The sequence below is a fragment of the Streptomyces sp. NPDC088812 genome, assembly GCF_044750285.1.
Taxonomy (GTDB): domain Bacteria; phylum Actinomycetota; class Actinomycetes; order Streptomycetales; family Streptomycetaceae; genus Streptomyces.
On the sequence record NZ_JBIVJP010000012.1, the window covers coordinates 194,430 to 207,430 of the forward strand.

Below are 13,001 nucleotides of genomic sequence, written 5' to 3' on the forward strand. Positions count from 1 at the left end.
CCCACAGGGTCGGGAACGCGGCCGACCGGCCGGAGCAGCCAACGTGCCGCAGTCTTCCGGGAAGACACTTCGCGATTTGCGCCGTCGGGTGGGCGTCGCGCCACTGCGGGGGCTCTTCGACGCGCTGTCGGGCCCGCTGGCCCAGTGTCCTCCACTCGGAGTAGCGCTATCGCCGTTGGCGCACGGTCGCATTCGACGCATGCAGAAGCCCGTCGGTTCCCGACCACGGGCGCCACAGGCCTTGGCTCGGCCGCACCGTACGGCGCCATGGCCCGGCGGGGCGGGACACCCCCCGGCTGATGCTGATGACGCTGTGCGAAACAGGCACCCGCGGCCCGATCGCAGCAGCCTTCGGTCCCTCTGCCAAAGGCGGGAGCGACTACGCCCGTGAACTGACCAGCAGCCTCACCCCGGACATGCTGCTTCTGGCCGACCGCGCTTTCGACGGCAACGAACTACTCGCCGCCATCACACGACAGGGCGCGCAGTTCCTCGGGCGTTGCACCAGCGTACGACGCCCGCCGGTGCCGGCCATGCTGCCGGACGGCTCCTACCTCACCCTGCGCGCGGGGTGTGGGCCCGCCCGTTTTCAGGACCGGTGTCGCACGAAGCTGACATAGGCGAAGCCCTCGCCCGCGCGTGGCGCCCGGGTCCAGGACCGGGTGGTGAAGGTGGGGAGCCTGCCTCGGGTCAGCGCGAAACGGGGGAGCGAGAGCCCGAGTTCGGTGTGCAGGGCCTCCAACACACGCAGTTCGTTGTCCAGCGCAGTGTCCTCCGGGCGGAACAGCCGTGCGGGGTCCAGGGCATCGGGTATCGCGCCGGAGCGCTCGATTTCCGTACCTCGCACGGTGAAGGCGTAGAGCTCCTCGCCATGTTCGGCCACCGACAGGTGGAACGCGGTCGGGTGGTCACCCGGGGAGGAGCGCCTCGGGTCGGACCACACCACCACCGCGCGGCCGGCCGGGGAGGCGGCCGCGGCGGGGGACAGGAACAACTTGGTCAGGTAGTGGTGGGAGTGGCCGTCGAAGGCGAAGGCCCACCCTTCACCCGTGCGGCCGACGGCGACGACGGCCCGGTCCTCCCACAATTCCACGCCCTCCCGTTCGTGGGGCGCGGGTGCCCGCCAGGAAGCCCTCTGCGGATCCACGGGCGCGCTCAGTTCGGCGCCATCCTCGCCGATCAGGGCGGACATGCGGGCGGGGTCGATCCCCTCGACCCAGACACAGCGGTATCCGTCGAGGGGCTGCCCGTTCGCTGCCGGCTCTGTCAGCCAGGCGAGTCCCGGCGGGTCGAGATCGGGCACCGGCTCGGGAGCGGGTCCTGTCTCCCCGGCCCGCGGTGTCGCGAGGATGTCCCGCCCGCGCTCCGGGGTGATCAGCGGACCCAGGACCGGATCGGCGAGCAGGCCGATCGGGGCGATCAGCGAGGGCCCGGGAGCCTCCCACAGCGGGAGCGCGTCCCGCAGCACCCGCCACGCGGCGTCGGTCGCCCCCCAGCGGGCTGATTCCCGGGCCTCGGCAACGGCCCGGCCCCATGGACCGGGAGGCGCGTAGCGATGGGTGCCGTCCCGCATCGTGCTCAGTACGGCCTCGACGGTTTTCCGGGCGGCCCCGCGGGCGGTCATCATCCCGAGCCAGTGCTCGTCCCCGCCCAGCCGCCATTCGCCGCGTGCCGGCGTCATGGCCTCCACGGGCAGAATGTCGGGCAGGTAGCGCGGGTCGGCCACCAGGTTGCCGTAATGCCGGAGGCTGCGCGGAGCCAGCAGATGCCGGAGCTGGTTCAGCAGGACGGCGCTTCGCGGCCTTCCGAAGGACAGCGCCTCCTCGAGCAGGGGCATGGCCTCCTCGTACCGTCCGCGCAGGGCCAGCAGGCGGGCCTCCTCCACATGGGCGTCCTGGGCGCGCGTGATCGCGTTCACGAAATCGGGTCTTGCCACCCGGTCGGAGTGGAAGCCGCGGTACATGGCCTCCATGTACGCGCGGAACGACGGGTAACGGACCGGCAGTTCACCGCTCCAGCCCTTATGGACGTAGAGCGCCCACTCACCGTCCTGGTCGCTGTCGCCCGGGTCGAGCAGGGCGTACGACATGTCGGAGTCCGTCTCCAGCCGTAGCGCCCGTTGCCACATCCCGGCCAACAGGACGTCCTCCTTGCGCGGGTTGTCGCCCAGATTCTGCTCGTACAGCCGGGTCATGTCGTATGGATCCTGGAACCAGTCGATGTCCGAGGTGCCGCCGAGCTGATAGATCCCGGCCGTCTGGTCGACGTGCCACCCGTCGCTCACGGCCAGGAACCCTCGGTACGAGAGGGGCAGCCGCCGCCCCAGCCGTTCCTCGGCCGCGGCGATCGCCGCCTCGTCCGCCCCGGGCCTGCCCGGGCGGACGAGGGTCTGCTCGCCGTCCTCGCCCTCGCCCTCGCCCTCGCCCTCGCCCTCGCCCTCGTCCGCGTCCGGGCGCGGAACCCACTCCTCCTGCCACCGTCCCAGGAACTCGTGCCAGTTGAAAGATTCGCTGCTCATGGCCGGATGGTGTCATCCGGCACCGACAACGGTGGCACCCTGTTCTCATCTACCGCGACGGTGGGCCCCAGGAGGGGCTGGTGAGGCGGCCGTTCGAGGGAATGCGGTCTCTCGAGTGCGGCCCGTGGGATGCAATGCAGGTATGGGGAATGCTCTGTGGGGCCGGCTCTCCGTCGAGGTGCAGGCGGAGGTGGACAGCCTCGTCTCGTCCGGGCGAAACGTGCAGGCCATTGCTGTGACGCGTGAGCGTGCCGGTCTGCCGACGCCGTGTCTGCATGAGTGTGTTGATCTGCTGGACCAGCGATTCCAGGTGCTGCGGCAGGGGCCGATGAACTCGTGAAGACGCCGTGCACGGTCGCACTGGCCGCTCATCACTGCCATGACCGGGCGGCTGTCCCGTAGGCGGACCGGCTGGGAGAAGAAGGCACCCCCGGGCCTCACCGTAGTAGGACGTCGATGTCATGGTCCGCGAAGATCTCTAGGAGCACCTCGAAATCGGTGCTGGTGTCCCTGTCACTTGCTCGGTCGCTGGCCAGCCGTGACTTTGCGATGTCGGAGTTCTGCCACTCCAGACTGAACGGAGGTGTTGCACCAAAGCGTCCTCCGAGGCAGTCGTCCACGGCAGCGAGATTCCAGCCGAAGTACCCGCCGGGCCCGTTGATGGCCTCACCCAGTGCGCAGTAGAAGCTGTCCACGTCAACGACCTGTCGGCCGTCCAAGGTGAAGACCTGTCCTGGTGCAGTGTCCTCGGGGTGGTCACGACGCTGGTATTGCCGTGACCACAGAGCCACGGACAACCATGCTTTCCGTCCTTCCGGATCGAGAGAGTGCCACAAACCCTTCCGGTTCAGCTGCCCTGTTCGAAGCAATTCCCACACCCATGTCGAGCCAGGGAGAAGCTGGTCGCACCACAGACGCACAGTCACGTCGAGAAGGCCCTCCCCGCGCGGTGACGGCTTGGCGGCGGTCGCGGTGAGATTGCTGACGAAGTATGAACCCATCTCGACACTCTCGGTGTCGAGAAAGGCCAGATGCGCGCTTCCTGCAGATGCGCGGCGGCCGCCAAGATGATCGAGGCAGGTCAGGAGCGCTCCCTGAGGCAAGCAGCCCAGGAGTTCGACCTGGCGCAGACCGTCCTCACTCTGGGTGAATAACCCCCTGGCCTCCTGTGCGTAGCCCCAGAGGCTGCTTTCGTCGTCATCGCTCCTCAAGGCGTACTTACGCTCTTCTCCTGCACCGCCCGCTATCTCCATATAACCTTCTTAGTCGAAAAGCGCACAGATGGGCCGATCAGACGGAGTAACCAGCAGACAGCCTGACGTTCGTGGGTCGTAGACCGTGTCCGGGCGGTCTGTCGGAGGCCTGCACGAGAGCCTGTCGGCCGGCGCTCAGGTATCAAGGCCGCGGTCCTGCAGGCTTTGTCAGCCGGATGGTGCGGCTCGGCGTGCGGCTGGTCGTATGACTGGTCACATTGTGATCATGCCCGATTTCGATAAGGCGGCGTACGTTCCGAAACGGCGTAGGTCCTCCCGCCTGTCACCGGTTGCCTGTGCGTCGCGCAGGAACGCGACTCCACCGCACGTACGTCGCGCACCCCCAGGCCGCGGTCATCGCGGCGGCCCGGGTAACACGCCGCCCGAACGAGATGAAGGCAGGCGAGAAAGGGCTGGGCATCCTGTACGGCGCTGGTTTCCCCCTCGATGAGGCGGCCCGCTACTACCACTGCTTCGTCGACTTCACCCTCGGCTTCGCCGCCGTCGACGCAGCGGTGGTGGCGCTGCCGGCGGAAGCCGCGGCGGGGGACCGGGCGTCATGGCGGGCGACGTACGCGAGTCTGCCGGCGGACCAGTACCCGCACATCGCGCGCTCCGTGGACGCGCCGGCGGAAACCATGGCCCACGGGCAGGGCGCGTTCGGGTTCGGCGAAGCCGCAATGGCCCGGGTCCTGGCCGGCCGGGTCGGCTTCGAGTGCGGCGCGTACGGTGGCCCGGTGCACGGGGACCAGACCGACGTGGTCCACGCAGGCCCGGTCCCGCGCCGCCGCGAGACCGTCGCGCACGGAGGCGTCGACGTACACCGTGCTGTCCCCGGCCAGCGGCAGGACGCGTATCTCGATGCCGTGCTCGAGGGCCGCGCCGGCGAAGCGGCGCAGGCCGATCTCCCAGTCCGGGCCGTACCAGAAGTGGTCGGCGATCAGCCGGCCGCCGACGTAGGCGCGGGCCACGTCACCGGTGTACGCCACCCGCAGCAGTACCTCGCCCTCGCCGGCCAGCGCAGCACGGGGAACCACCACGCGGTACACGGCCGCCGAGTCGAAGTCCTCGTCGCGCGGGGCCGACGCCCGGTGGTGCGGGCCGCCCGTCCTCGCGGGCGGGACCGTGGCTTCGGCGCGCACACAGGTGAGTGCCGGCGCCGCCGTGCCGTCCGGGAGGGTGAGCGGCCACCTGGTGAAGGCGCCGTCGGCGGCCGGAGTCCCCAGACCGGTGCCGGTGAGCGAGTCCGGCGCGGGCAGGAGGGCCAGGGAGGTGGTGGACTCGGTGGTGTGCAAACGGAGTTCGTCGCCGTCGGCCAGGACGAGACCGTCGCTCAGGACCAGCCGGTCCTCTCCCAGGACGCGGCCCCGGTCGATGGCGAGGGCCTGCTGTTCGTCGAGGACGAGCACGCGCACCTGACCATCGGGTCCGTCAACGGTGAGCAGGGCGTCCGTGCCCGGCTCCGGCACGGACACCAGGGTGCCGTCCCCGTCCGCCCCTGTGCGCCGGACCCTCCACGCGCAGGCCCGCGGGCAGGGCGAGTGTCACCGGAACGCCGGCGGTGGCGGCCAGCACCGCCGTGGGGACGCCGTCCACCCGGAGCCGGGTCACGGGCTGGGCGGTGGCCCAGTCCAGTACGTGGCCACGGTGTCGACACCGCCCGCACGCATCTTCAGCAGTTCCTCGCGCCACTCGGCGGCCGGGTGGCGGCTGAAGTGGAACTCCCCGGTGACCGGTATCCACGGCTTGCCGTCCCGGTACACACATCGACTGTCCACCCACACGGCCCGCGGGGTTCCGGCCGTGCTTCCCATGGGCAGGTGCCCCCTGAGCGGCGGGGACGGTGTGTGGGCATGCCACATAAGCATGACGGGCGGCTCCCGTGTCGGTGGCTCGCTGAAGTGGGGTTCATCGTCAGCGCCGGTCACAGGGCTGTCAAGATGTATTCATAATTAATGCCTGGCGCTACCATGGGTCCGCGCTCGCGCGCCTGCGGCGCCTTCCCCGCGCGCCCCGGGCGTGCCCGCGATCAAGGAGATGACGGCATGGCGGCCTACAGTGCCCGAGGTGTGCACGGACAGGTGGTCCAGTCGCTCGGGTCGCGCATCGTGGGCGGTGCCGTGCCCGAGGGAGCGATTTTGGACGTACGGGCCCTGGGCGAGGAGCTGGACGTCAGCCTGACCGTCATGCGCGAGTCGCTGAAGGTGCTGGCGGGCAAGGGGCTCGTGGACGCGCGGCAGAAACGGGGCACGTTCGTCAGGGAACGCAAGCACTGGAACCTCCTCGACGCCGACGTCATCCGCTGGCGTGTCGAAGGAGGCGCCGGCGAAGAGCTGATGCGGGATCTCGCCGACGTCCGCTCCATCATCGAGCCGGCCGCCGCGCGCCGCGCCGCCCTGCACCGGACGGCCGCAGACCTGGGCGCGCTGGAGGCGGCACTCGACTCCATGGGGCGCGCCCGGGTGGACTCCGCCGACGCCGCCGAGGCCGATGCCGCCTTCCATCGCGCACTCCTGGCGGCCACCGGCAACGAGATGCTGGCCCGCATGGACCTTCTGCTCGAACCCGGCCTGCGGGAACGCGACCGCCTCGTCCACGCCCACGCCACCGTCGACGACCCCGTGCCCAGTCACCGTGCCGTCCTCGACGCCGTACGCGACCGTGACCCGGTCCGGGCCGAACTCGCCATGCTCGACCTGCTGGCGAAGGCGGTCGAGGACCTGGACCAGCTCACCGGGCGCCCGGTCGCCCCGGCGGGCCCGCGGCCCTCCGGCGAAGAGCGCTGATCCGGCGGGTGCCACGCAGTAGGCCGGCTGTGACCTGTGCCTCAAGCACGGCACCTTGGCGCGTCCCTCAATTATTCATATTTAATAATTCCGGCGAGTCGGTCACGTTCCGCCGGCCCGTCCCGCCCACCCGCCCACCCGCCCACCCGCCCGCGCAGCAGCCTCCGGAGCCGCCCCATGTCGTCCTCGTATCCGCAGCCCTCCCGGGAGGCGTCCCGTTTCGACGGACGCGTCGCCGTGGTCACGGGAGCGGCCGGCGGTATCGGTGCCGCGATCGCCCGGCGGCTCGCGGACGAAGGGGCCCGCGTCCTCGTCGCCGACATCGACACCGTGGAAGGCGAGCGCACCGCCCGCGCCGTCCGGGACACCGGCGGCGAGGCCCTCTTCCACCGGACCGACGTGAGCGACGAGGAGTCCTGGGCGTCGGCACTGGAGGCCGTGCACGGCGCGTACGGCCCGGTCTCGGCCCTCGTCTCCAACGCCTACGCCGTACGTGTCACCCCCGCCCACGACACGACCCTCGACCAGTGGAACCGGCAGCTCGGCGTCACCCTCACCGGCGCCTTCCTCGGTTTCAAGGCCTGCCTCGACGACCTGCGCGCCACCCGCGGCAGCGCGGTGCTGATCTCCTCCGTGCACGCCCTCGTCGGACTGCCGGGCCGCCCCGCCTACGCCTCCGCGGAGGCCGGACTCACCGGGCTCGCCCGTCAGCTGGCCGTCGAGTACGGACCCGACGTACGGGTCAACTCCCTGCTCCCCGGGCCCGTGCTCACCCGCGCCTGGGACGGCATCGGCGAGGAGGACCGGCGCGCCAGCGCGGAGCAGACCGTGGCCGGCCGGCTCGGCCGACCCGAGGAGGTCGCCGGGGCCACCGCCTTCCTGCTGAGCGACGACGCCTCCTTCGTGACCGGCGCCTCCCTGGTCGTCGACGGCGGCTGGAGCGCCTACAAGACCTCGTCCTGACCCCTCCCGTGCCCGCCCGCGGCGGTCCCGTGCCCACCGGTGGCCCCGCCTACCTCAAGGCCCTGCGCGATCCCTTCCCCGACCTGCCCTTCGTGCCGGTAGGAGGCGTGGACCTGACCGGCGCCGAGCAGTACCTCGCGCACGGCGCCGTCGCGGTCGGCGTCGGCTCACCCCTGGTGGGCGACGCCGCGCACGGCGGCGACCTGGACGCCCTGGGGGAACGCGCCCGCCGCTTCGTCGCGCTCTGCGCCACCGACGCCGCGCGGGGCCGGGCATGAGCAGCATCCCGGACACCGCGCGCGTCCCCGTCGACGTGCTCACGTTCGGCGAGACCATGCTCGCCGTGCAGCTGCCCGGACCGCTCGCCGTCGGCGCCGAGGCCCGCACCACCATCGCGGGTGCCGAGTCCAACGCGGCCATCGGTCTGGCCCGGCTGGGTCACCGCGCTGCCTGGGCCGGCCTGGTCGGCGACGACGAACCCGGCCGTCTGATCCTGCGCACGCTCCGCGGCGAAGGCGTCGACACCACCCACGCCGGCGTCCGCCGCGAGGCACCCACCGGCGGCATGCTCCGCGAGCGGCGCGTCGCCGACCTGGTGCGCGTCCATTACTGGCGCAGCCACTCGGCCGCCTCCCTGCTCACCCCTCCGACCTCGCACCCGCCCTGGACACCGGCGCCCGTGTCCTGCACCTGACCGGCATCACCTGCGCCCTCGGCCCCGGCCCGCTCGAGACGGTCCGCGCGGCCGCCGCCCACGCGCATGCCCACGGCTGGACCGTCGCCCTCGACGTCAACCACCGGCAGCGGCTCTGGACCGCGGAGGACGCGGGCAAGGCCCTGCTGCCGCTGCTGGAGCACGTCACCGTCCTGATCGCCTCCGACGACGAACTCCCCGTCGTCACCGGAGCCTTCACCGAACGCTCACCAGGGGAGGAGGCCGCTGTCGACGCGCTGCTCGCGGCCGGGGTGCGGGAAGTGGTCGTCAAGCGCAGGGGAGAGGGGGCCGCCTTGCACGACCGGAGCGGCTCCCGGCCCGCGGTTCCGGCTTTGCGGGTGCCCGTACGGGACACGGTGGGGGCGGGTGACGCGTTCTGCGCCGGCTACCTCTCCGGGCTGCTCGACGGGCTGCCCGCGGACGAACGCCTCGGCCGCGCCAACACCCTCGGAGCCTTCGCGGTCGCCTCGGACGGAGACTGGGAGGGCCTGCCCCGCCGGGACGAACTCCACCTGCTCGCCGCCGCTCCGGGGACCACGATCCGCTGACCGCCCGCCCACCACCACCGGGAGCGCCTCACCATGACCGATCCGACGCCCCTGGGCTCACCGAGACGCCTGGAACCGGGCGACGGCATCCGCTGGGCCGACGGCAGGCTCGTCTGCGGCGACGTCCTCACCGGCCGTCTCCTGGCACCCGACGAGGACGGCACCGCCCCCTTGCGGACCCTGGCCGAGCTGGACGTCTCCCCGGGCGCGGTCGCCCCCGTCGCCGGCCGGCCCGGCGCCTGGATCGCGGCGCCCGGCACCGGCGTCTGCCCGCTCACCCCCGGCACGGACCCCGAGTGGCCGGCCGTCCCCGAGCGGGACGCGCCGACCCCGATGCGCAGGAACGACGGCTGCGCCGCCCCGGACGGACGGCCGATCCTGGGCGGGGAGCATGGCGTACGACGGGACACCGGACGCGGGCTCCCTGGGCGGGCGACACCACGCTCGTCATGACCGCGGTTGACGCCCTCGGTGCGGCCGCCGCCGTGCAGGTCTTCGGCGCTGACCTGGTGCAGCGCGCTCGCAAGCCGGGAGCAACAGGTCGTTGGTGACCATCGGACGTCGGTAGGAGGCCGTGATGACTGAGACGGTGAACACCACCACCGGCGAGCGGCCGGTCCCGGAGTTGTCCGGGTCGTGCTGGGCCAGGCGCGCGAAGCCGCCGAGGCCCGCGGTGAGTCGGGCACCCGCAGGACGAAGCCCCGTGTCGGGGCGGCGGTGCGGCCCGACGGCCGGGAGCCGGCCGGGTTCGCCGCCGTGCTCCAGGGCCTGTTGGCCGACCGGGCCTGGAACGTGCCGGCAGCCTGCGGGAGCATCCTGGACCTTCTCTGCACGGACTCCAGTCGCCAAGGGGCGGGCTCGTGACGCGAGCACGCATTGCTCCACCACGAGCCTGTTCGGCGCTGGGACCGTGTGACGGGCGCGGGCCCGTGGAGGGGACAGCCGGTGTGACGATCATCCTGTCTCGTTCCCGGCTTCGTCGGTGGGGCCGGCCGGTCGGGTACGGCGCGCCGTCATCACACCGGCGGCCGCCGCGGTGGCGGCCAGGAGCACGGCGGCTACGCCGAGCGCGTGTTCGGCTGCGGTGCGGGGGCCGCCGGTTGTGTTGAGGTAGAGCCCTCCGACGAGGGCGACGCCGAGGGTTCCGCCGAGTTGTTGGACCGCGTTGAGCAGTCCCGCCGCGGAGCCGGTCTCCTGTGGTCCGACGGCTCCCAGCGCGGTGGTGAAGAACGGTGGCGTGAACAGCCCGGAGCCCAGTCCTGCCAGCGCGAGGGCGAAGGGGAGGGCCGTCGGGTAGGCATCGGGGACAGCGGCGCGGCAGGCCAGCGCGGCGGCGGCCAGTCCGCCGGCGAAGGCCGCGATGCCGGCGTGCATCACGCGGGCGCCGTACCGGGGGACGAGGTGGCTTCCGGCGGCCCAGGAGGCGGCGGCCAGTCCAGTGGACCAGGGCAACAGGCTGAGTCCGGCAGTGAGCGGTCCGTCACCGAGGCCGAGTTCGAGGTGGAGGACGACGGTGATCATGACGCCGTTCATCACGGCGAAGAACAGAGTGGACGTGGCCAGCGCTGCGGGAAAGGAGCGGCCGCGCAGCAGGGCGGGTTCGATCAACGGGGCTTTGCCGCGGCGGGCGGTGCGGCGCTGCTGGGCGACGAACACCGTCAGGACGGCGGCGCCGGCCGCGGCGGTCGCCCACGCTGCGGGTCCGGGGCGGCCGGTGGCGAGCGGGCACACCAGCAGGGCGGTGCCGAGCATGGCCAGTGCGGTGCCGGCCGGGTCGAGGCGGGGCCTGACAGGGGCGCGGTCCTCGCGCAGCCGGGGTGTGGCGGCCAGGACGGCAGCGGCGAGAGGAAGGTTGACGAGAAAGACGGCGCGCCAGGAGGCGCCGAGCAAGTCGGCGTGGGTGAGGACGCCGCCGAGCGCGGGGCCGGCAACGGCGGACAGCCCCATGACGGGACCGATCATGCCGAGGGCCTTGGACAGTTCGGTGCCGGTGAACATCGCGCGGATCAGCCCGAACGTCTGCGGGACGATCGCGGCCGCGGCGGTACCCTGCAGGGCGCGCAGGATGATGAGAACAGTGCTGGTAGGAGCGAGCGCGCACGCCAGGGAGGCGGCGGCGAACGCGATGACCCCTGCGCGAAAGACGAGCTTCCGGCCGTGCATGTCGCCAAGGCGTGCGCCGGTAAGCAGGCCGAGGGCGAAGGCGAGGGTGTAGGAGGCGCTGAACCACGGGACGGCAGCGCCCGGTCCGCCGAGGCCGGTGTGTATGACAGGGGCGGCGACCTGGACGATCGTGGCGTCGAGCAGGTTCATGGCCTCGGCGGCAAGGAGCGCGGCGAGTGCGATCCAGCGCCACCGGTACGGCGCGGGCGCGCCGGCAGAGGCGGGGGCACCCGGTGCGGCAGGTACGGTGGCGGGTGTGCCGGTGGTGCGGGACATGTGGTCTCCCTGGGGATACGGGTCACGGCGGGCCGGTGACCACCGTGCCTTCCCACTCGCGTCAGCTTCCATTTCTTCGCCGTCGATCAGGCGATTTTTTCCATTCGGATCGGCTACATTGCCGAATGTGCTCGTACTGGATGATCTGGACAGAGGTCTGATCCATGCCCTGCAGGTGGACGCGCGGGCGCCGTTCACTCTCATCGCCGAGGTCCTCGGCTCCTCCACGCAGACCGTCGTCCGTCGCTACCGCCGCCTGTACGCACAGGCCGGGCTGCGGGTGGTGACGCTGCCGACACCGCGCAGCGCGGGCGCGCACCAGTGGTTCGTACGGCTGACGGCCGCGACGCGCAGCGCGCACGACATCGCGGTGGCGCTCGCGCGCCGGCCGGACACCTCGTGGGTGCGGCTGACGTCCGGCGGCACGGAGATCGTGGCGATCATCCACACAGTACCGTCCGGTCCGGACGCGCACGCTCTGTTGCTGCGCGACATCCCGCGTACCGCCGGGATCACCTCGGTCTCCGCGCACTACCTGTTGCACACCTACCTGGGCGGGCCGACTGCCTGGCGGGGACGGGTGAACGTCCTGGACGAGGAGCAGCAGGCTCGGCTACGCGCCGAACGGGAAACAACCGGCGTCAGCGGGCGCGCCACGCACCCCGGGGAAGAGCCGTACCGGCTGACCGACGCGGACCGGGTGCTGCTGGACGCGTTGCGCGAGGACGCTCGGACCAGCTACGCGGAACTGGCGGCGGTGACCCGCACGACGGCGTCGACGGTAGCCCGCAGGCTCGCCGAACTGCGGACGCGCAGAGCATTGTTCTTCGACGTGGACGTGGATCCGGCGCTGGTCGGCGTCACGGTGTCGGCGCTGTTGTGGATGCAGGTCGCGCCCGCGCAGTTGGAGACGGTGGCGACCGCCCTGGCGGATCACGAGGAACTGGCGCTGGTCGCGGCGACGACCGGGCCGACGAATCTGGTCGCGCAGGCGCTGTGCCAGGACGCAGAGGCGCTCCACGCGTACCTCACGCGGCGCGTGGCATGGGAGGCGGTGGCACGCATCGAAACGGCCCCGGTACTGCGCACCTACAAGGCGGCGGTGGCTTTGCGGACCCCCTGATCCCCGCCCCGCTCCAGCGGTCGCCCACAGCCTTGATGTTGCGGGACATGACGCTGGTGGCACAGGCCGATGCCGTGGAACCAAGATGCTTCCACGGGCATCGGCCGGGTAGCGTGCGGACCATGTCGAGTCCTGAGTCAGACAAGGTGGGGGCTTTCGGTCACGCCGGCAGCCCCCTGGACCACTGAGCTCGTAGTCCTGTCGTCGCGCCGCTTTCCGCGGTGGGACGAGTATGCGCTTGGGACTGGCCGCGGTGACGAGATGACCTTCTTGTCCCTCTCTCACCTCAGAGCCACTCGATGCCTCTGCCGCTGTATCCGCTGGCCATGGCGGTCTTCGCCATGGGGACCTCGGAGTTCATGCGCGCCGGCACCCGCGCGGAGCCGGCCTTCCCCCTTCACCGCGGCCGGCCGCGACATCGACGGTCAACCTCTCGTGGTGTGGCACACCTTCGGACTCACCCACGCACCGCGTCCGGAGGACTGGCCGATCATGCCGGTGGACCACACGGGCTTGAAACTCAAGCCCTTCGGCTTCTTCAACCGCAACCCCACGCTCGACGTCCCGCCGAACTCCGGCGGCCACTCGGCCTGCGGCGCCGGCGGCTGCCATGAGTGAGCCTCGCCGCACACTGCACCCCGTGCGCGACGGGGACC

Annotated in this window: 12 protein-coding genes and 3 pseudogenes; 10 read left to right on the top strand and 5 right to left on the bottom strand. The window is 71.8% G+C overall.

Annotated elements, in window-relative coordinates; genetic code table 11:
• Window positions 1-299: 299 nt before the first annotated feature.
• The gene (locus tag ACIP67_RS22270; protein WP_401693941.1) at window positions 300-620 is read left to right on the top strand and encodes a hypothetical protein; all 321 of its coding nucleotides are present in this window, start codon (window positions 300-302) and stop codon (window positions 618-620) included.
• Here the strand turns inward: ACIP67_RS22270 and ACIP67_RS22275 are convergent.
• Window positions 590-2,518 carry an SMI1/KNR4 family protein gene (locus tag ACIP67_RS22275; RefSeq protein ID WP_401693944.1) on the bottom strand — a complete coding sequence of 643 codons (1,929 nt, stop codon included), beginning with the start codon at window positions 2,516-2,518 and terminating at the stop codon, window positions 590-592. The genes ACIP67_RS22270 and ACIP67_RS22275 overlap by 31 nt on opposite strands.
• Before the next feature lie 142 nt (window positions 2,519-2,660).
• On the opposite strand from ACIP67_RS22275, the gene ACIP67_RS22280 reads away from it, so the two are divergent.
• The gene (locus ACIP67_RS22280; RefSeq protein ID WP_401693946.1) at window positions 2,661-2,858 is read left to right on the top strand and encodes a hypothetical protein; all 198 of its coding nucleotides are present in this window, start codon (window positions 2,661-2,663) and stop codon (window positions 2,856-2,858) included.
• Window positions 2,859-2,955: 97 nt separating this feature from the next.
• Here ACIP67_RS22280 and ACIP67_RS22285 read toward each other — a convergent pair whose 3' ends face one another.
• Entirely contained in the window at window positions 2,956-3,771 is an 816-nt protein-coding gene (locus ACIP67_RS22285; RefSeq protein ID WP_401693948.1) for a barstar family protein, read from the bottom strand.
• A gap of 296 nt (window positions 3,772-4,067) precedes the next feature.
• On the opposite strand from ACIP67_RS22285, the pseudogene ACIP67_RS22290 reads away from it, so the two are divergent.
• Window positions 4,068-4,382: pseudogene (locus ACIP67_RS22290) on the top strand (TetR/AcrR family transcriptional regulator C-terminal domain-containing protein); the annotation flags it as partial.
• On the opposite strand, the gene ACIP67_RS22295 reads toward ACIP67_RS22290, so the two are convergent.
• Window positions 4,329-5,240: a hypothetical protein gene (locus ACIP67_RS22295; RefSeq protein WP_401693950.1), complete on the bottom strand. Its 912-nt coding sequence runs from the start codon at window positions 5,238-5,240 to the stop codon at window positions 4,329-4,331. The pseudogene ACIP67_RS22290 and the gene ACIP67_RS22295 overlap by 54 nt on opposite strands.
• A gap of 138 nt (window positions 5,241-5,378) precedes the next feature.
• Window positions 5,379-5,585, bottom strand: a complete 207-nt coding sequence (locus ACIP67_RS22300; protein WP_401693951.1) for a beta-galactosidase — start codon at window positions 5,583-5,585, stop codon at window positions 5,379-5,381.
• Between the two features lie 231 nt (window positions 5,586-5,816).
• On the opposite strand from ACIP67_RS22300, the gene ACIP67_RS22305 reads away from it, so the two are divergent.
• From ACIP67_RS22305 to ACIP67_RS22325, 5 genes and pseudogenes are all read left to right on the top strand, one after another.
• On the top strand, window positions 5,817-6,557 hold the full coding sequence (locus ACIP67_RS22305; protein ID WP_401693953.1) for a FadR/GntR family transcriptional regulator: 741 nt from the start codon (window positions 5,817-5,819) through the stop codon (window positions 6,555-6,557).
• Window positions 6,558-6,734: 177 nt separating this feature from the next.
• Window positions 6,735-7,520, top strand: coding sequence for an SDR family NAD(P)-dependent oxidoreductase (locus tag ACIP67_RS22310; RefSeq protein ID WP_401693955.1), 786 nt, complete (start codon window positions 6,735-6,737; stop codon window positions 7,518-7,520).
• Between the two features lie 26 nt (window positions 7,521-7,546).
• Window positions 7,547-7,798, top strand: a pseudogene (locus ACIP67_RS22315) (aldolase); the annotation flags it as partial.
• Window positions 7,795-8,783, top strand: a pseudogene (locus tag ACIP67_RS22320) (sugar kinase). The pseudogenes ACIP67_RS22315 and ACIP67_RS22320, both read left to right, overlap by 4 nt.
• A gap of 33 nt (window positions 8,784-8,816) precedes the next feature.
• Window positions 8,817-9,236 carry a hypothetical protein gene (locus tag ACIP67_RS22325; RefSeq protein WP_401693957.1) on the top strand — a complete coding sequence of 140 codons (420 nt, stop codon included), beginning with the start codon at window positions 8,817-8,819 and terminating at the stop codon, window positions 9,234-9,236.
• A gap of 501 nt (window positions 9,237-9,737) precedes the next feature.
• Here the strand turns inward: ACIP67_RS22325 and ACIP67_RS22330 are convergent.
• Window positions 9,738-11,222 (bottom strand): MFS transporter, encoded by a 1,485-nt coding sequence (locus ACIP67_RS22330; RefSeq protein WP_401693959.1) that lies wholly within the window; start codon window positions 11,220-11,222, stop codon window positions 9,738-9,740.
• Window positions 11,223-11,349: 127 nt separating this feature from the next.
• On the opposite strand from ACIP67_RS22330, the gene ACIP67_RS22335 reads away from it, so the two are divergent.
• The gene (locus ACIP67_RS22335; RefSeq protein ID WP_401693961.1) at window positions 11,350-12,345 is read left to right on the top strand and encodes an Lrp/AsnC family transcriptional regulator; all 996 of its coding nucleotides are present in this window, start codon (window positions 11,350-11,352) and stop codon (window positions 12,343-12,345) included.
• Between the two features lie 438 nt (window positions 12,346-12,783).
• Window positions 12,784-12,963 (top strand): hypothetical protein, encoded by a 180-nt coding sequence (locus tag ACIP67_RS22340; protein ID WP_401693963.1) that lies wholly within the window; start codon window positions 12,784-12,786, stop codon window positions 12,961-12,963.
• Window positions 12,964-13,001: the final 38 nt, after the last annotated feature.